This window comes from Geodermatophilus africanus (genome assembly GCF_900107105.1).
Taxonomy (GTDB): Bacteria; Actinomycetota; Actinomycetes; order Mycobacteriales; family Geodermatophilaceae; genus Geodermatophilus; species Geodermatophilus africanus.
In genome coordinates this window covers 138,180-154,725 of record NZ_FNOT01000005.1, presented here as the reverse complement: position 1 = coordinate 154,725, position 16,546 = coordinate 138,180, and the positions used below count along the sequence as shown (strand labels likewise).

Sequence of the window (16,546 nt, the reverse complement as noted above, 5' to 3'; positions counted from 1 at the left end):
GTCGTGTGGGGCTCCGTCCTGGACGTGCTCCAGGGGACGTTGCTCGTCCTCATCGCGAGCAACGTGCTGTGGACCGCCTTCATGCACCTGTGCACCTGGACCTACCTCACCGGCCACGGTTCAGCCCACTCGTCGAGGACGTACGAGCCGGACGTGTCGGTCGTCAAGCCCACCAAGGGCGTCGACCAATCGGCCCTCGAGAACTTCGGCAGCTTCTGTTCCCAGGACTATGGCGGCCGGTACGAGCTCCTGTTCTGCGTCGAGGAGTCATCCGATCCGGCCGTGCCGGTCATCCGTCGGGTCATGGCGGAGCACCCCGACACCCGGATCAGGTTGGTCTTCAGCGAGTCGGCGGACTCACGGTCCTTCGGCAAGCTGAAGAACATGGCCGCCGGTGTCGCGGCGAGTTCCCACGACGTCATCGTCTTCAGCGATTCCGACGCCCGCGTCCCACCGACGTTCCTCCGCGACACCGTCGCCTGCACCCGTGATCCCTCGATCGGGATCGCCTTCGGCGCCCCGGCGTACACGGGCTCCGACGACTGGCCGGCAGCCCTGACCAGCATCTCCGTCAACGAGCTCGCACTCAGGATCGCGACGCTGCACCTCTTCGGGCTCTTCGACGGCGCGATCGGGACCACGATGGTGGTCCGCAGAGGGGTCATCCGTGAAGTCGGCGGGATCGAGCAACTGGGCTGGCACATCGCCGACGACATCCAGCTCGCCAGGGTCATCCGGCAACGCGGATACCGGATCCACCTGCTGAGGCAACCCGCACGAGTCATCCACCACCACGACAGCTTCGCGGGCTGGTGGTCACACCGGCACCGCTGGCTGGTCATCATCCGTCACTACTGGCCGGTCAACTACGCGCTCATGAACCTGGTGGACCTCGCCCTGACCTGGGGCATCGTGTACCTGGGGATCGCACTGTTCCAGGGCAGCGAGGTCCCTGTGGCGCTGGGTCCGCTGCTCGTGGCCCTGACGACAGCACTGCTCTCGACTGCGGCCGTCAACACGGTCCTGGCTCGCAACGAGAAGCTCTGGCGGTTCCCGTGGGTCGTCCTGGTCCAGGAACTGTTCCGCCTGCCGCTGGTCCTGCACAGCCTCGTCACCGACGAGATCGTGTGGCGGGGCAGGAGGTTCCGGGTCCACTCGGACGGTACGGCCAGCATCGTCGAGCCACGAGCAGTCGGTCATGGCACCGCGTGAGGAGGCGTGGGACTTCCCGGCCCCACGTCTCCGGACCCCCCGGGGTGCGATCCACGTCTGGCGCGCGTCGTTGGATCCGCCCGCACGCCGACTCGAGAGCTTGCTGCGCATCCTGTCGGATGCAGAACGCAGCCGAGCGGCGCGGTTCTGCTTCGAGCGAGATCGCCGGTGGTTCATCACCGGACGCGGCGTCGTCCGCATGATCCTGGGCTCGTACCTGACGATCCCCCCCGACCGTCTGCAGTTCCGCCCCGGCGGAACGGGGAAACCGGCGCTGTCAGCGCCTCAGGGTGGCGGCATGGAGTTCAGCGTGTCGCACTCCCGCGGGCTGATCCTCTGCGCGGTGACGTGCGACCAGCGGATCGGCATCGACCTCGAGCGGATCCGCACCCTCTCGAGCACGGGGTGCACGGCCGGGCGGGTTCTCTCGCCCCGCGAGCACACGGTCTTCCAGGCTCTCGCTCGTGAGCAGCGGCAGACAGCGCTCTTCCGTGGTTGGACCCGCAAGGAGGCCTACCTGAAGGCCTGCGGGGAGGGCCTGTCGCGATCGCTGGACCGCGTCGACGTCTCGCTGCCACCGTTCGAACCGGCGCGCAGGCTGACCGTCGACGGCGATCCCGGAGCCTCCTCCCGTTGGTGGCTCCGGGACCTCGCGCCGGCCCCCGGCTACGTGGCTGCGCTCGCCAACGAGGGGGACCAGGTACTCCCGATGACCTGCATGCAGTGGCCGGAGTGGTTCTAGCCCACGGACGATGCGGAGAGCTGACATGACGGTGGCTTCTGGTGGCGGCCGGTCGGGTCCGGCCGAGACACTTCGGGTCTTCCTGGCCAGCTGGTTCTTCACCAGCCTGTACGGCATGACGCTCGGTGAGTACGTGCGCCTGCTGCGGAAACACCACTTCGCGGTCGCTCCGGCGTACTGGCCGCGGGCGGCGTTCATGGCCGGCGCGGGAGTCGTGAACTCAGTCGTCGGTGGACACGAGACGAGGGTCTACGGGCCTGGACTGGCCGACGTCCAGATCGGGCCCCCTCTCTTCATCCTCGGGCACTGGCGCAGCGGGACGACGCACCTGCACAACCTGCTGGCCACCGATCCCCAGTTCGCCTATCCGAACGTCTACCAGGTGCTCAACCCCCACACGTTCCTCACCACCGAACGGTATTCCAAGGTCCTCTTCGCGTCTCCGAGGACGCGCATCATGGACGATGTACCCCTCAATGCCGAGGTGCCCTTCGAGGACGAGTTCGCGACCTGCGGAACACTGCACTCCCCGTTTCTGACCTGGGCGTTCCCGCGCGATGCCGAGCAGTACCACAGGTACTTGACATTTCGAGAGGTCCCCGAGTCGGAAGTCGCCGAGTGGATGACGGCACTGACGCTCTTCTACAGCAAGTTGACGTGGAAGTACGGTCGCCCGCTCCTGCTCAAGTCGCCGCCGCACACCGCCCGCATCAAGTTGCTCCTCGACACGTTCCCCGACGCGCGCTTCGTGCACATCCACCGCAATCCCTACGTGATATTCCAGTCCACGCAGCGACAGAACCAGGTGAGCCTCCGCACCATGGGTCTCCAGCACTTCGACGTCGGGCGTATCGCAGATGTGGTCATCGAGCGTTTCAAGATCATGTACGATGCGTTCTTCGAGGAGCGTTCGCTGATCCCTGAGGGTCGGTTCCACGAGGTGTGCTTCGAGGACCTCGAGAAGGACCCGGTAGGACAGGTGGAGCGGATCTACGACAACCTCGGCCTATCCGGCTTCGACGCCGTGCAGTCGCCCTTGCGGCGCTACGTCGACTCCATCACCAGCTATCGGAAGAACACGTATCCGGAGCTGTCGTCGTCACTGCGCCGCGATGTCGGGCGCGCCTGGCGGCGGAACTTCGAGGAGTGGGGATACGCCATTGGTTGACGCGGTGGGCAGGACGACGGAGCAGAACTCGGGCCGGCACGCGAGCACCCGCAGTCATCGGCCAGCACGGCGGGGCCGACCAGGCCGGGGCAGGGTGGTCGACGGCTCCCCGACCCGGTTGCCGGCGACGGCCGGCACCGGACGAATGCTCGGCGACCGGGCCGGTGGACCTGCTGCCCGGCCCGGCGGCGGCAGAGCACCTGGCGCAGCGACGCCTCCGACGCCGCGGCGTCCGGGCGGCCCGGCAGCCGCCGGGCCGTGCTCACGTGCCGCGGCAGCCCGCGCACCACCGCGGCCTGGTCAGCGACCGCGGCCGGGTCGGCGGTTGCGTGGCCGGGTCGGCGGTCGCGTGGCCGGGTCGGGCTCCGACCGGCACCGCTCCCGGCGCCGAGAGGAGCACCGAGCGCAGACAGTGATGGCGACCCCGCCGGTGACGCGGTCGGGAACCGCGTCCCTCCTCCCCCGGTCGGTGGCTCGTCAGCCACGGGCCCGGCCCCGCGCAGCCTCCTGTGACGGATCGGTCCTCTGGTCGGCGGATGGCGGTGCGTCGTCCCGCATCGGTCCGGAGGTGCGGTCCTGACGTGGGCGATCGCTCCAACGAGAGGCCTCGGCGTCCTGAGGTCGGCGATCCCCACGGGTGGGCTCTTCCAGATCGGATGGCCGTACGGCGCACCGCGGGCCCCTCGGCCCACGACTCGGGCGGCAGGCTGGAGGTCCGATGGGTTGGTGGGATCCGGCGATCGCCGCGGCCGGCTTGCTGGTCGGTGTCGTCGTCGGGCTGACCGGCATGGGGGCCGGTGCCCTGATGACCCCGATCCTCGTCTTCTTCTTCGGCGTCGCACCGCTGGCCGCGGTCTCCAGCGACGTCGTCGCCAGCTTCTTCATGAAGCCGGTCGGCGGGTTGGTGCACCTGCGCCGCGGCACCGTGCACCTCGGCCTGGTGCGGTGGCTGTGCCTCGGCTCGGTGCCGGGTGGCTTCTGCGGGGTGCTGCTGTTGCGGCTGATCGGGGACGGCGCCGACGTGCAGGACGTCATCCTGTTCGCGCTCGGCGCCGTCCTGGTGCTCGCCTCCCTGGGCATGGCGGCACGGGCCTACCTGGCACTCCTCGCACGGGAACGGGCCCGCACGAACTCGGGGGGCGACACCACAGCCCGGCTGTCGACGATCCGGCCACGGCCGCTCGCCACCGCGCTCGTGGGTGTCGGCGCCGGACTGGTCGTGGGGATGACGTCCGTCGGCGCCGGCTCGCTGATGATCGTCTGCCTGCTGCTGCTCTACCCCGCCCTGCAGGCCCGCCAGTTGGTCGGCACCGACCTGGTGCAGGCCGTACCACTGGTGGCCTCGGCCTCCCTGGGGCACCTGCTGTTCGGGGACTTCACCCTGGTCCTGACCGCCAGCATCCTCGTCGGTGCGATCCCCGGGGTCTGGCTCGGAGCGCGGATCTCGTCCCGGTCGACGGGCAGCCTCGCCCGCCGCGCGGTGCCGGTGGTCCTGCTCGCGTCCGGGGTCAAGTTGCTCGGCGCCCCGACCGCTGTGGTCCTGGTGATCGGCGGGGCGGCGGCCGTCGGGGGGACGGCGTTCTGGGCGTGGCTGCGGGTCCGCCACGGAGAGCCGGCATTCGTGTCCCTGCACCACAGCCGCCTGCGGAGGACGGCGTGACGCGGGCTGGATCAGCCCTGGAAGGGGATGCCGATCGGCACGGCCAGCCGAGAACGCAGTCGGAGTGCCAGCGTCTGGGGGCCGGCGAGCGAGTGGGTGTCGAAGAAGGTCACCTCGTTCATCCGGCCGGCCAGCGGCAGGACGCGGGAGTCGATGAGTGGACACGAGCGACCGTCGGCGTCGGCCAGCCGGTAGGCCTGCCGGAGGCTGCAGTGGACGTCGCCGTGCAGCCACGGCCAGGACAGGTGGAGGCTGACGCTGTCCAGCCACTCGGTCACGAGAAGGAGGTGGACCGGAGGGGTGCCGGGCCCCTCGACCACGATGCCGGGGGCGTGCACCTGCCGGACGTGACCGGTCTCGGCCCGCCAGATGGCCGTCACGCGGTGCTGCACGGCCACCACGCCCGCTGTGCGTGACGTCCCGGGCCCCGATCCGGTCGACCTGCCTGCACGGTTGATCCCGGTGGTGCGGCGAGGTCCCGTGCCGCAGGACGCGGACCACCGTGTGCAGGTCGCGGACGAGGACCGTCGGCTCGCCTGCCGCATCGCGGCGCTGACCTGCGCACCGTCGTCTCCGCTCTCCGGTGATGAGCCAGGCTCCGGGGCAGGCTAGCGGCCCGCGGTGGTCCAGCGGTCGAAACCCTCCCGCTCGGCTGCGCCGGCGTCATCGTCCGCGCCGGCTCCGCCGCCGGCGCCGGGCGCGGCGAGGACGTCCTCCGGCAGTTGCACCAGCGGCTCCTGCCGGCTCTGGGAGCCATGGTCGAGGACCTGCGCCCGCACCCCGGCGGCGCTGGACCCCCGTTGCCGACGTCTGTTCCGACACTTGCCACGCCCGGGCTGCCAGGCGCGACGTGTTGGTGCCCGGCGGTGTGACCGCCACCCTCGACGCTCTCGAAGCGACCTCCGCGCCGGGCGGCCCGGCCTGCTGTACCCGATGGTGGGCGTCGGCGCGCCGCTCGTGGTCAGGACCCGCGCGTCAGCGCACAGCGTCGGCCCGCACGGCAGGCCTCAGCAGCCCAGGAGCTCCGCGAGGACGTCGGCGGCGCGCTCGACGCCGGCGCGGTCGACACCGAGGTTGGTCACCAGCCGCAGCCGCTGCGGGCTGACCTGGGAGACCAGGACCCCCTGCGCCTTCGCCGCCTCGGCCACGACCGGCGCCGGGACGTCGTCCAGCCGCACGATGTTGGTGTGCACGGCGGCGGGGTCCGCGCCGAGCCGCTTCGCCAGCAGCTGGGCGTGCTCGTGGTCCTCGGCCAGCCGGTCGAGGTGGTGGTCGAGCGCGTACCGTCCGGCCGCGGCCAGCACCCCGACCTGCCGCATCCCGCCACCGAGCCGCTTGCGCCACAACCGGGCGGCGGCGATCCGCTCGGCGGAGGCGACGAGCACCGAGCCGATCGGCGCACCCAACCCCTTGGACAGGCACACCGAGGCGGTGTCGGCCAGCCCGCCGTAGGTGGCCAGGTCGACGCCGGAGGACACGGAGGCGTTCCAGATGCGCGCGCCGTCGAGGTGCACGTCGACCCCGGCCTGCCGCGACCAGTCCCACAGCGCCTGCAGCTGCTCCAGCGGCTGCACGAGGCCGCCGCCGCGGTTGTGGCTGTTCTCGACGGCCACGGCCGCCGTCGCGGTGAGGTGCCAGTCGCCGTGCGGACGCACCTGCTCGACGAGCGCGGCGGTGTCCAGCCGGCCGCCGTCGGAGACCACGGTGCGGGTGGAGATGCCGAAGAGCACCGCCGCGGCGCCCATCTCGTAGGTGACGATGTGCGCGTCGGCGTCGCAGAGCACCTCCTGGCCCGGCTCGCAGACCAGGCGCAGGCCGATCTGGTTGCCCATCGTCCCCGACGGCACGAACAGGCCGGCCTCGTGGCCGAACAGCCCGGCCACGTGCTCCTCGAGGGCGGTGACCGTCGGGTCCTCGCCGTAGACGTCGTCCCCGACCTCGGCCTCGGCCATGGCCCGGCGCATGCCGGGGGTGGGCTTGGTGACGGTGTCGGAGCGCAGGTCCACCTGCTCGGTCACTGCGGCCCCGTCCAGAGGCTCGTCCCGAGCCTGCGAGGGATGAGGAGGACGGGGTCCTTACCCACGCAGCATCTCCGCGACGAGGAAGGCCAGCTCGAGCGACTGCCCGGTGTTCAGCCGCGGGTCGCAGGCGGTCTCGTACCGGCTGTTGAGGTCCTCGTCGCTGATCTCCATGGCCCCGCCGAGGCACTCGGTGACGTCCTCGCCGGTCAGCTCGACGTGGATGCCGCCGGGCCAGGTGCCCAGCGCCCGGTGGACGTCGAAGAAGCCGAGCACCTCGTCGACGACCCGGTCGAAGTGCCGGGTCTTGTAGCCGGTGGACGACTCGTGGGTGTTGCCGTGCATCGGGTCGCACTGCCACACGACCTGGTGGCCGCTGGCGGTGACCTTCTCGACGATCGGCGGCAGGACGTCGCGGATCTTCCCGTTGCCCATCCGGCTGATCAGGGTGAGCCGGCCGGGGACGCCGTCCGGGTCGAGCCGCTCGACCAGCTCCACGGCCTGCTCCGGCGTGGTGGAGGGCCCGACCTTGACGCCGATCGGGTTGGCGATCCGCGACATGAACTCCACGTGCGCGCCGTCGAGCTGGCGGGTGCGCTCGCCGATCCAGACGAAGTGCGCCGAGGCGGCGTAGGCCCGGCCCTCGTGCACCCGCAGCAGCGCCCGCTCGTAGTCGAGGATCAGCCCCTCGTGGCTGTTGTAGAGCTCCACGCCGCGCAGCGCGGTGTCGTCGACCCCGCACGCCTTCATGAAGGCCAGCGCGCGGTCGATCTCCCGGGCGATGACCTCGTAGCGCACGCCCGCCGGCGACCTGGCCACGAAGTCCTTGTTCCAGTCGTGGACGGCGTGCAGGTCGGCCAGCCCGCCACGGGCGTAGGCGCGGATCATGTTCATCGCGGCCGCGGAGTTGGCGTAGGCGCGCACCAGCCGGTTCGGGTCGGGGATGCGCTTCTCGAGCACCGGCTCCAGCGAGTTGACCATGTCGCCGCGGTAGGAGGGCAGGCCGAGGGCGTCGGTGTTCGACGAGCGCGGCTTGGCGTACTGCCCGGCCACCCGGCCCACCTTGACGACGGGCACGCTCGCGCCGTAGGTCAGGACGACGGCCATCTGCAGCAGCGTGCGCGTGGTGCTCTGCAGGTGGGCGTCGGTGTTGAGGTCGAAGGTCTCGGCGCAGTCGCCGCCCTGGAGCAGGAACGCCCGGCCCTGCGCCACCTCGGCCAGCCGCGTGCGCAGCTCGTCGACCTCGCTGGGCGCCACGATCGGGGGCACCGAAGAGAGGGTGGACAGCACGGTGTCCAGGGCGGCGCGGTCGGGCCACTCCGGCTGCTGGGCGGCGGGCAGCTCCCGCCAGCGGTCCAGGTCGGGCAGCGCGGCAGCCGGCTCGGAGAGGGTCACGCCCTCAGAGGGTACCGGCGGCCCTCCCACCACCCTCCGAAGCGGCTCCCCTGCGGGGTCCCGCCGCGAGCCTGCGAGGGGGCAGGACGATCCTCTTTCAGCCGAAGAAGACCTCGACCTCGGCGTAGCGGTCGACGGGCACGAGCTTCAGCTGCGCGGTCGCCTCGGCCAGCGGCACCCGCACGATGTCGGTGCCCCGCAGCGCCACCATGACCCCGCTCGCGCCGTCGTGCACCGCGTCGAGCGCGGCCAGCCCGAAGCGGGTGGCCAGCACCCGGTCGAACGGCGAGGGGGTGCCGCCGCGCTGGATGTGCCCGAGGACGACGGCCCGCGCCTCCCGGCCGGTGCGCTGCTCGATCAGCGACGCCAGCGCCGTGCCGATGCCCCCGAGGCGGACGTGGCCGAACGCGTCGCGCTCCCCCGTCGCGAGCACCAGGTCGCCGTCCTTCGACGAGGCGCCCTCGGAGACCACCACGATCGGCGAGTAGCCGGAGTCGAAGCGGTGCTGGCAGTGCTCGACGACGGCGTCGACGTCGAAGGGCTGCTCGGGGATGAGGACGACGGTGGCCCCGCCGGCCATCCCGGCGTGCAGCGCGATCCACCCGGCGTGTCGGCCCATCACCTCGACGACGAGCGTGCGGTGGTGGCTGTCACCGGTGGTGTGCAGCCGGTCGATGGCCTCGGTGGCCACGCCGAGGGCGGTGTCGAAGCCGAAGGTGTAGTCGGTGGCATCGAGGTCGTTGTCGATGGTCTTGGGCACACCGACCACCCGGACGCCGGCCTCCGCGAGCTTCCTGGCCACGCCCAGGGTGTCCTCGCCGCCGATCGGGACGAGCGCGTCGATGCCCAGCCGCTCGAGCGTGGCGAGCACCCGGTCGCCGCCGCCCTGCAGCGCGTAGGGGTTGGTGCGCGACGTGCCCAGCACGGTGCCGCCGCGGGGCAGGATGCCGCGCACGGCGGCGAGGTCCATCGGCACGGTGTCGGCCTCGAGCACACCGCGCCAGCCGTCGCGGAAGCCGATCACCTCGTCGCCGCACTGGACGCTCTTGCGGACGATGGCGCGGATGACCGCGTTCAGGCCCGGGCAGTCGCCGCCCCCGGTCAGGATGCCGATGCGCATGGGGCCGTCCTCCGGGAAGGGTCGTGGGCCGACGGTCGTTGGCGGAGTCATGGTGGTGCAGGTCAGAGGCCGGATCGTATGCCCCACGTGATCGCTGTCACAGGGGCGACCGGCGCGCTCGGCCGACGTGTCGTCGATCGGCTCGCCGGCCGGGCCGACGCCCGGCTGCGGCTGGTCGTGCGTGACGCCGCGCGCGCCCCCCGCGTGCCCGGCGCGGAGGTGGTCGCCGTCCCCGCCGGGTACACCGACGGGCCGGGCCTGGCCGCCGCACTCGCCGGGGTGCACACCCTGTACCTGGTGTCGGCCGCCGAGGCCGAGGACCGGTTGCAGCAGCACCTCACCGCTGTCTCCGCGGCGGCCGCGGCCGGGGTGCAGCGGGTCGTCTACACCTCCTTCCTGGGCGCCGCGCCGGACGCAGTCTTCACCCTCGCCCGCCAGCACGCCGCCACCGAGGCGGCCCTGGCCGCCACCGGGGTGCGCACCACCGTGCTGCGGCACGCCATGTACGCCGACTTCGTGCCGTTCTTCGCGGTGCGCGAGGACGGGCAGGCGGTGATCGCGGCACCGGCCGGTGACGGGCGGGCGTCCTTCGTCTCGCGCGACGACCTGGCCGACGTCGCCGCCGCCGCCCTGCTCGACGACTCCCCCGCCCTCGACGGCTCCGTGGTCGACGTGACCGGGCCCGCCGCGCTGTCGCTGGACGAGGCGGCCGCCGTCCTGACCGAGGTCACCGGACTGCCCGCCGTCTACCGCCGCCAGACGGTCGAGGAGGCGTGGGTCACCCGGCGCCCGTCCGGGCACCCGGACTGGGAGATCGAGGGCTGGGTCACCAGCTACCTCGCGATCGCCGCGGGCGAGCTGGCCCGCGTGACCGACGCCGTGGCCACCCTGGCGGGCCACCCGGCGCGCACCGTCGCCGAGCACCTGCGGGCACACCCGGAGGACTGGGCCCACCTGCGCTCCTGAGCCCTACGACCGGAACCGTGGGGCCCGTAACCCCCAGTTGCGCAGTTCCGGTTCACAACCGGCCGCAACCGGGCGACCGGGACAGGCCGCTCGGGACGAACAGGGGTTGGACCGTTGCGCTGGGACATCAGGACCAAGGTGGTGGCACTCGCGACCGGGTGCGTCGTGGCCACGGGGATCACGGTGGGCGGGGTGAGCGCTTGGCAGAGCAGCGAGTTCGCCGACGAGGCCCGCGCCGACGTCGAGGAGCTCGTCGCCGACGACCTGACGCAGACCGCGGGCGGCGTCTACGACGTGGTGGCCACGCAGGGCGCCTCGACCGCGGCCAAGGTGGACTCCGACCTCGCCGTCGCCCAGCACGTGCTGGCGCAGGCCGGCGGGTTCCGGCTCGACCGCGGCACGGTCACCTGGCAGGCCAAGAACTAGTTCAGCGGCGAGGTGACGCCGGTCGAGCTGCCCCGTGCCGCGGCCGGCGGCACGTGGCTGGGCCAGAACACCGACCCCGGCGTGCCGACGCCGGTCGTCGACCAGGTCCGGGACCTCGTGGGCGGCACGGCGACGGTCTTCCAGCGGACCGGCCCGGCCGGCGACATGCTGCGCGTGGCCACGAACGTCGTGGGGGCGACGGGCTCGCGGGCGATCGGCACCTACATCCCCGCAACCAACCCCGACGGCGCGCCGAACCCGGTGCTGGCCGCCGTCCTCGCCGGGCAGACCTACCGCGGCAATGCCTTCGTCGTCGACTCCTGCTACGTCTCGGCCTACGCGCCGCTGTTCGACGGCGCCGGCCAGGTGGTCGGCATGGTCTACGTCGGCCAGAAGCAGCAGAACCTCCCGGCCTGCGCGAGAGCCTCGAGGGGACCACCGTCGGCGAGCACGGCGGGGTCGAGGTCTTCGGCGGCACCGGCGACCTGCGCGGCCAGGTGCTCGTGAGCCAGGGCGGGGTCCGCGACGGGGAGTCCCTGTTGGACGCGACCGACGCCGAGGGCACCCGCTGGGTCGAGCAGGTGGTCGACGCCGCGGTCGCGCTGCAGCCGGGCGAGCAGGCCACCGTCCGCTACGTCGACGCCGAGACCGGCCCGCACACCGTGCGGGTGGCGTACTACCAGCCGTGGAACTGGGTGATCACGACGATCGCCCGGGACAGCGACTTCGCCGGCCCGGTCGAGCACCTCGACGCCGGCCGCTCGGCGATGCTCACCGGGGTCGCCGTCGCCGCCCTGCTGGTCGCTGCTGCCGGTGGCGCACTCGCCTGGCTGGTCGGCCGCCGGCTGACCGCGCCGCAGGAGCGGCTGCGGGCGCGCATGGCCGAGATCGCCGACGGCGAGGGTGACCTGACCCAGCGGATGGACGAGTCCGGCCGCGACGAGGTCGGCGACCTGTCGCGGGCGTTCAACCGCTTCGTCGAGAAGGTCTCGGGGACCATCCGCGACGTCGGCGCGTGCGCCCGCACGCTGGCCGCCTCGGCCGGCACGGTCGCGACGGTCGCCGAGGGCCTCGGCGACCGGGCCGACCGCAGCCGCGACCAGGCCCGCACCGCCCAGGAGGCCGCCGGCGACATCAGCGCGGGCGTGACCTCCGCCGCGGCCGGCGCCGAGCAGATGGGCGCCTCGATCGCCGAGATTGCGCGCAGCGCCAGCGAGGCGGCCCGGGTGGGCCGGAGCGCCGCCGACCTCGCCCGGCAGACCGAGTCCACGGTGGCCACCCTGGGCGCGAGCTCGGCCGAGATCGGCGACGTCGTCAAGGTGATCGCCGCGGTGGCCGAGCAGACCAACCTCCTGGCCCTCAACGCGACCATCGAGGCCGCCCGGGCGGGCGAGGCGGGCAAGGGCTTCGCCGTCGTCGCCAACGAGGTCAAGGAACTGGCGCAGGAGGCCTCCCGGGCCAGCGAGGAGATCGCCCAGCGGGTGCAGGGCATCCAGGCGGACACCTCGGCGGCGGTGGGCTCCATCGGGCGCATCGCCGAGGTCGTGCGTGACATGAACGACCACCAGACCACGATCGCCAGCGCGGTCGAGGAGCAGACGGCGGTCACCAACGAGCTCACCCGCAGCGTCGGCGCGGCCGCCGACGCGGCCACGGCGTTCACCAGCACGCTCACCGCGGTCAGCGAGGACGCCGATCGCTGCGCCGAGGACGTGGACAACGCCCGCACCGCGGCCCGCGAGCTCGACCGGCTCTCGCAGGAGCTGACCCGCCTGCTGGGGGCCTTCACCGTCTGAGAGGACCGCTTTGGGTCCCCCCGAGCCCCTCGCGGGCCCGGACGGGCCCGTCGTCCATCAACATTCCGTTGACAACGCCGTGTTGAGAGATGATCCTCACGGGCGTGACCTCCCCCGGCGACGCCGATCAGGCGGCGGCCGAGGCCGACGCCCGCAGCCGGCTGCTCGGCGCCGGCGGCGCGGACCTGCCGCGGCCCCCGTGGCTGCACGGGAGCCAGCCGCCGTCCGCGGTGGACCTCGTGCACCTCGCACTGTGGCGGGCCCGGCGCGGCGCCGAGGACGACGCGGACCTCCTCGCGGCGCTGCGGCTGCTGCCGGCCGCCCGCGCCGAGCTTGACCAGCTCGAGGCCGCACTGCTGTTCACCGCCCGGTCCGCCGGACTGTCGTGGCGGCGGGTGTCGGAGGCGATGGGACTGGCGTCCCCGCAGGCCGCGCAGCAGCGGTTCGACCGGGTCACCGGCCGCGTGGACTCCCGCGGCGGCGACTGAGGTGGGCCACGCCTCCGACCCGGCGGACCTGGCCCTGCACGGTGTGCGCGTCCTCGGCTTCCCGACGACCGCGCGCATCGCCGCCCGCTTCGGCCTGGACCGGGACGCCGTCGAGGAGGACCTCCTCGACGCCGAGGCCCGCGGCTGGGTGCGCACGCTGACCTTCGGCGCCACCTCGGGCTGGTCGCTGACCGACGCCGGGCGAACCGAGGGCGAGCGCCGGCTCGCCGCCGAGCTGGCCCTAACCGGGTCCAGGGCGGCGGTCACGTCGGTGCACGCGCGTTTCTTGCCGCTCAACCGGCGCTTCGGCGTCGCCTGCACCGACTGGCAGGTGCGCCCCACGCGGCTGGACCCGATGGCGCTCAACGACCACACCGACTGGCGGTGGGACGAGCGCGTGCTGCGGACGCTGGCGTCCCTCGAGCGGGCGTTCCGCGACCTCTGCGACGAGCTCGCCGCGCTGCTGACCCGGTTCGACGGCTACGGCGACCGCTTCGCATCGGCGGTGCGCGAGGTGCAGGCGGGACGGCGTGCCTGGCTCGACGCCCCGGACCGCGACTCCTGCTCCCTGCTGTGGATCCAGTTCCACGAGGACCTGCTGGCCACCCTCGGCATCCCGCGCGGCTCGGACGCCTGACCGGTCAGCGCCGGGCGCCCTCCATCGCCTGCCACCGGGCCAGGTTGTACCGGGCGTCGACCAGCGCGTCGTGGGTGCCGCTCGGCCGGGGCGGCAGCGGCGGCTGCCCGAGGTCGTCCCAGCGCTGGCGCAGCTCGCGGGTGAACCGCGGGATCGGCCGCGGTAGCGCCGGCATCGCCCCCCACAGCTGGCAGAGCGCGACGTGGTCGTAGGCAGCGAACCAGGCCCACAGCTCGACCTCCTCGCCGGGGCCGGTGAGGAAGGCCAGCAGGTCGTCGCGGATGCGCTGCCGGCTGCGCCAGGCCCGGTCCGACGGCGGCGGCAGCTGGTCGAGCACGTTGCGTCGCACCCACGGGATTGCCCGGCGCTCGTCGAACTCGGTGCTGACCGCGTAGAACTCCCGGCCGGTCTCGTCCACGACGCCGACGGAGACGAGATCGATGGTGGTGCCGTCCTCGATGAACTCGGTGTCGTAGAAGAAGCGCCGCACCGCCTCACGGTAGGTGGCCGGGGGGCGGGCGCCCTTCGCGCCGCGGCGCCTCGCGGGGGACGCCGGGCTAGCGTGCCCCGGTGAGCCCGCCGCACCCGGACCTGCCGACCAGCATCCGCAACGAGGACCTGGTCGACTTCCTGCTCACCCGGTTCAACGAGGACGAGGAGGCCGCGCGGTTCGCCGCGCTGCGCGCGTCGCGGTCCAAGGCGTCACTGGTCGCCCACGTGCTGCGCGACGTGCGGGCCAAGCGCGACCTGGTCCACTACTTCCGCGACCTGGAGCAGCGGGGGCCGCGCGGGGCCACCATGGAGCACGCGCTGCGGTTGATCGCCCAGGCCTACGCCGACCACCCGCACTATCACGAGCACTGGCGGCCGTGAGAGCGGACTCCCTGCGTCCGCTCGCCCGCGTCCCGGAGGCCGCCGCCCCCCTGCAGGGTCCCGCCGCGGGCTCGCGAGTGGTGGGGCAAGCGGTCCTCCGTCAGCCGGCCAGGGACTCCGGGGCCCGGTCGGCGGCCTCGTCGGCGAGCGGCTGCAGCCGGCTGACGACCTCCGACGCGCTGGCACCGCTGGCGTCCATCGACTTCTTCACGCGGGCGCCGTAGACATCGACGTACTCCTGCTCCGACAGGGTCATGATCTCGTACATGATCTCGTCGGTGACCGAGCGCTCGACGAAGCGGTCGCCGGCCAGGCCCTCGTAGCGCGAGAAGTCCAGCGGCTCGCCGAACCGGACGGTCACCGCCGGGACGTTCCAGCCGACCAGCGGCAGGCGGCGCGGCCGGTAGGTCATCGCGACGGGAACGACGAGCACCCCGGTCTCCAGCGTCATCCGCGCCACGCCGGTCTTGCCGCGGTAGAGCCGGCCGTCCGGCGACCGGGTGCCCTCGGGGTAGATGCCGAGCAGCCGGCCCTGCCGCAGGAGGCGCAGCCCGGTCTGGATGGCGGCCTCGGCGGCCGAGGCGCTGGACCGGTCGATCGGCACCTGGCCGGCGCCGGTGAAGAAGGCCCGCTGCAGGAAGCCCTTCACGCCGTGGCCGGTGAAGTACTCGCGCTTGGCCAGGAAGGTCACCCGCCGGCGCACCGACATCGGCATGAAGACCCAGTCGGCCGCGGACAGGTGGTTGCTGGCCAGGATCGCCGCACCGCGGGGCGGCACGTGCTCCACGCCCTCCGCCCGTGGGCGGATCACCAGCTTCACGACCGGGCCGAGCGCCACGAACTTGAGGAACCAGTAGAACAACACGCCTCCCTCGGGGGCTGCCAGACTATTGATCCCGGAGGCGGAAGGACAATGCCACCCCCGCAGCACCCTTTCCCACCGGCTCGCCCGCCGGCCGTCGAGGAGGTCCCGTGCCCCAGCCCGCCCCGATGACCGGCGCCCCCGCGGCCGCCCTCCCCCGCCGGGCGGAGGCGTGAGCGCCCGCGGGCGGGGCCGCCGGGACAACGGCCTCGACGCCGCCCTGTGGACCCCGCTGCGCGACGTCGACCCGCGGGTCGGGGAACACCTGCTCGACGTGCTCCGGGAGGCCGGGGTGGCCGCCTACCTGGAGCCGTCGGCCGACGTCGAGCCCTACACCCGGACCGTCTCGCTGCCCAGCCCGCCCAGCGACCGGCTGTTCGTCGACCGGGCCCGCACCGGCGAGGCCCGCGCCCTGGTCGACGAGCACGCCGACGACCACGTCGCCGAGCGCACCCGCGCCCGGCAGTCCGCGCGGCGCGACGTCGACGAGGACGCCGAGTGGGCGCGCATCGTGGCCGCCTTCGAGGCCGAGCACGGGCGCACCGCCGTCGACGAGGCCCCGGCCGACGCCCCGCCCCCGGCGCCGGCCGAGCCGTCGGTGCTCGACCGGCCGGAGGAGCACTACGAGCCGCCGCCGCCCCCGCCGGTGCCGGCCCCGGCGCCGGCCTCGCTGTACGCGGTGCTGCTCATCGCCGCCGGCGCGGTCCTCGTCGTGGCGCCCCGGGTGGTCGGCCTGTCCGCCGACCTCGGGCTGGTGCTGGGCGTGGCCGCCGTCGCCGGCGGGGTCGGGGTGCTGCTGTCGCGGATGCGCGAGCGCAGCACCGACGACGGCGACGACGGCGCCGTCGTCTGAGGACGAGCACTGTCGTGAGGAGTGGGGGCCCGGAGGGTCCCCGCGAGGAACGACGCAGCAGCTCAGCCCCACGGGGGGACGGCACCTGGCCGCGAGGTCGTGACGAGTGGGGGCCCGGAGGGTCCCCGCGAGGAACGACGCAGCAGCTCAGCCCCACGGGGGGACGGCACCTGGCCGCGAGGTCGTGACGAGTGGGGGCCCGGAGGGTCCCCGCGAGGAACGACGCAGCAGCTCAGCCCCACGGGGGGACGGCACCTGGCCGCGAGGTCGTGACGAGTGGGGGCCCGGAGGGTCCCCGCGAGGAACGACGCAGCAGCTCAGCCCCACGGG

The 16,546-nt window shown here is 73.3% G+C and carries 18 protein-coding genes; 12 read left to right on the top strand and 6 right to left on the bottom strand.

The window, feature by feature from the left end:
- Nucleotides 1–3 precede the first annotated feature (3 nt).
- The 4 genes from BLW63_RS10955 to BLW63_RS10935 all read left to right on the top strand — a co-directional run bounded on the left by BLW63_RS10955 (nt 4) and on the right by BLW63_RS10935 (nt 4,782).
- A complete protein-coding gene (locus BLW63_RS10955; RefSeq protein WP_139263522.1) occupies nt 4–1,212 on the top strand; it encodes a glycosyltransferase in 1,209 nt (402 codons plus the stop codon).
- Entirely contained in the window at nt 1,199–1,954 is a 756-nt protein-coding gene (locus BLW63_RS10950; RefSeq protein ID WP_091155359.1) for a 4'-phosphopantetheinyl transferase family protein, read from the top strand. The genes BLW63_RS10955 and BLW63_RS10950 overlap by 14 nt, the downstream gene beginning before the upstream one ends.
- Before the next feature lie 25 nt (nt 1,955–1,979).
- The gene (locus tag BLW63_RS10945) at nt 1,980–3,122 is read left to right on the top strand and encodes a sulfotransferase family protein (RefSeq protein ID WP_091155355.1); all 1,143 of its coding nucleotides are present in this window, start codon (nt 1,980–1,982) and stop codon (nt 3,120–3,122) included.
- A gap of 718 nt (nt 3,123–3,840) precedes the next feature.
- Nucleotides 3,841–4,782, top strand: a complete 942-nt coding sequence (locus tag BLW63_RS10935) for a sulfite exporter TauE/SafE family protein (protein ID WP_091155348.1) — start codon at nt 3,841–3,843, stop codon at nt 4,780–4,782.
- 11 nt (nt 4,783–4,793) lie between these two features.
- Here BLW63_RS10935 and BLW63_RS10930 read toward each other — a convergent pair whose 3' ends face one another.
- The 4 genes from BLW63_RS10930 to BLW63_RS10910 all read right to left on the bottom strand — a co-directional run bounded on the left by BLW63_RS10930 (nt 4,794) and on the right by BLW63_RS10910 (nt 9,315).
- The gene (locus tag BLW63_RS10930) at nt 4,794–5,180 is read right to left on the bottom strand and encodes a hypothetical protein (protein WP_211517079.1); all 387 of its coding nucleotides are present in this window, start codon (nt 5,178–5,180) and stop codon (nt 4,794–4,796) included.
- 609 nt (nt 5,181–5,789) lie between these two features.
- Nucleotides 5,790–6,800 carry a threonine aldolase family protein gene (locus BLW63_RS10920; protein ID WP_091155337.1) on the bottom strand — a complete coding sequence of 337 codons (1,011 nt, stop codon included), beginning with the start codon at nt 6,798–6,800 and terminating at the stop codon, nt 5,790–5,792.
- Nucleotides 6,801–6,857: 57 nt separating this feature from the next.
- Entirely contained in the window at nt 6,858–8,195 is a 1,338-nt protein-coding gene (locus tag BLW63_RS10915) for a class II 3-deoxy-7-phosphoheptulonate synthase (RefSeq protein WP_091155333.1), read from the bottom strand.
- A 97-nt stretch (nt 8,196–8,292) separates the two neighbouring features.
- Nucleotides 8,293–9,315 carry a 6-phosphofructokinase gene (locus BLW63_RS10910; RefSeq protein ID WP_091155330.1) on the bottom strand — a complete coding sequence of 341 codons (1,023 nt, stop codon included), beginning with the start codon at nt 9,313–9,315 and terminating at the stop codon, nt 8,293–8,295.
- Nucleotides 9,316–9,393: 78 nt separating this feature from the next.
- Between BLW63_RS10910 and BLW63_RS10905 the strand changes: the two genes are divergently transcribed.
- From BLW63_RS10905 to BLW63_RS10890, 6 genes are all read left to right on the top strand, one after another.
- Entirely contained in the window at nt 9,394–10,281 is an 888-nt protein-coding gene (locus BLW63_RS10905; RefSeq protein WP_091155327.1) for an NmrA family NAD(P)-binding protein, read from the top strand.
- A gap of 192 nt (nt 10,282–10,473) precedes the next feature.
- Nucleotides 10,474–10,707, top strand: a complete 234-nt coding sequence (locus BLW63_RS27920) for a hypothetical protein (RefSeq protein WP_244522497.1) — start codon at nt 10,474–10,476, stop codon at nt 10,705–10,707.
- A gap of 12 nt (nt 10,708–10,719) precedes the next feature.
- Nucleotides 10,720–11,214 carry a Cache 3/Cache 2 fusion domain-containing protein gene (locus BLW63_RS27915; RefSeq protein ID WP_280140510.1) on the top strand — a complete coding sequence of 165 codons (495 nt, stop codon included), beginning with the start codon at nt 10,720–10,722 and terminating at the stop codon, nt 11,212–11,214.
- Entirely contained in the window at nt 11,121–12,503 is a 1,383-nt protein-coding gene (locus tag BLW63_RS27910) for a methyl-accepting chemotaxis protein (protein WP_280140515.1), read from the top strand. The genes BLW63_RS27915 and BLW63_RS27910 overlap by 94 nt, the downstream gene beginning before the upstream one ends.
- Nucleotides 12,504–12,607: 104 nt before the next feature.
- On the top strand, nt 12,608–12,991 hold the full coding sequence (locus tag BLW63_RS10895; RefSeq protein WP_211517078.1) for a hypothetical protein: 384 nt from the start codon (nt 12,608–12,610) through the stop codon (nt 12,989–12,991).
- Nucleotide 12,992: 1 nt separating this feature from the next.
- The gene (locus tag BLW63_RS10890) at nt 12,993–13,628 is read left to right on the top strand and encodes a transcriptional regulator (RefSeq protein ID WP_091155320.1); all 636 of its coding nucleotides are present in this window, start codon (nt 12,993–12,995) and stop codon (nt 13,626–13,628) included.
- 4 nt (nt 13,629–13,632) lie between these two features.
- Here the strand turns inward: BLW63_RS10890 and BLW63_RS10885 are convergent, their stop codons facing one another.
- Nucleotides 13,633–14,118: a polyadenylate-specific 3'-exoribonuclease AS gene (locus tag BLW63_RS10885; protein WP_091155317.1), complete on the bottom strand. Its 486-nt coding sequence runs from the start codon at nt 14,116–14,118 to the stop codon at nt 13,633–13,635.
- Nucleotides 14,119–14,198: 80 nt separating this feature from the next.
- Between BLW63_RS10885 and BLW63_RS10880 the strand changes: the two genes are divergently transcribed.
- Nucleotides 14,199–14,501 (top strand): DUF6221 family protein, encoded by a 303-nt coding sequence (locus BLW63_RS10880; RefSeq protein ID WP_091155314.1) that lies wholly within the window; start codon nt 14,199–14,201, stop codon nt 14,499–14,501.
- 100 nt (nt 14,502–14,601) lie between these two features.
- On the opposite strand, the gene BLW63_RS10875 is transcribed toward BLW63_RS10880, so the two are convergent.
- A complete protein-coding gene (locus BLW63_RS10875) occupies nt 14,602–15,366 on the bottom strand; it encodes a lysophospholipid acyltransferase family protein (protein WP_091155311.1) in 765 nt (254 codons plus the stop codon).
- Nucleotides 15,367–15,535: 169 nt separating this feature from the next.
- Here BLW63_RS10875 and BLW63_RS10870 point away from each other — a divergent pair, with 169 nt between their 5' ends.
- Entirely contained in the window at nt 15,536–16,216 is a 681-nt protein-coding gene (locus BLW63_RS10870; protein WP_091155309.1) for a hypothetical protein, read from the top strand.
- Nucleotides 16,217–16,546 lie beyond the last annotated feature (330 nt).

Excerpts from the sequence above, each read along its gene's own strand:
- BLW63_RS10950 (WP_091155359.1), top strand. The coding sequence starts at position 1,199 with ATGGCACCGCGTGAGGAGGCGTGGGACTTCCCGGCCCCACGTCTCCGG.
- BLW63_RS10945 (WP_091155355.1), top strand. The coding sequence starts at position 1,980 with ATGACGGTGGCTTCTGGTGGCGGCCGGTCGGGTCCGGCCGAGACACTT.
- BLW63_RS10935 (WP_091155348.1), top strand. The coding sequence starts at position 3,841 with ATGGGTTGGTGGGATCCGGCGATCGCCGCGGCCGGCTTGCTGGTCGGT.
- BLW63_RS10910 (WP_091155330.1), bottom strand. The coding sequence starts at position 9,315 with ATGCGCATCGGCATCCTGACCGGGGGCGGCGACTGCCCGGGCCTGAAC.
- BLW63_RS10905 (WP_091155327.1), top strand. The coding sequence starts at position 9,394 with ATGCCCCACGTGATCGCTGTCACAGGGGCGACCGGCGCGCTCGGCCGA.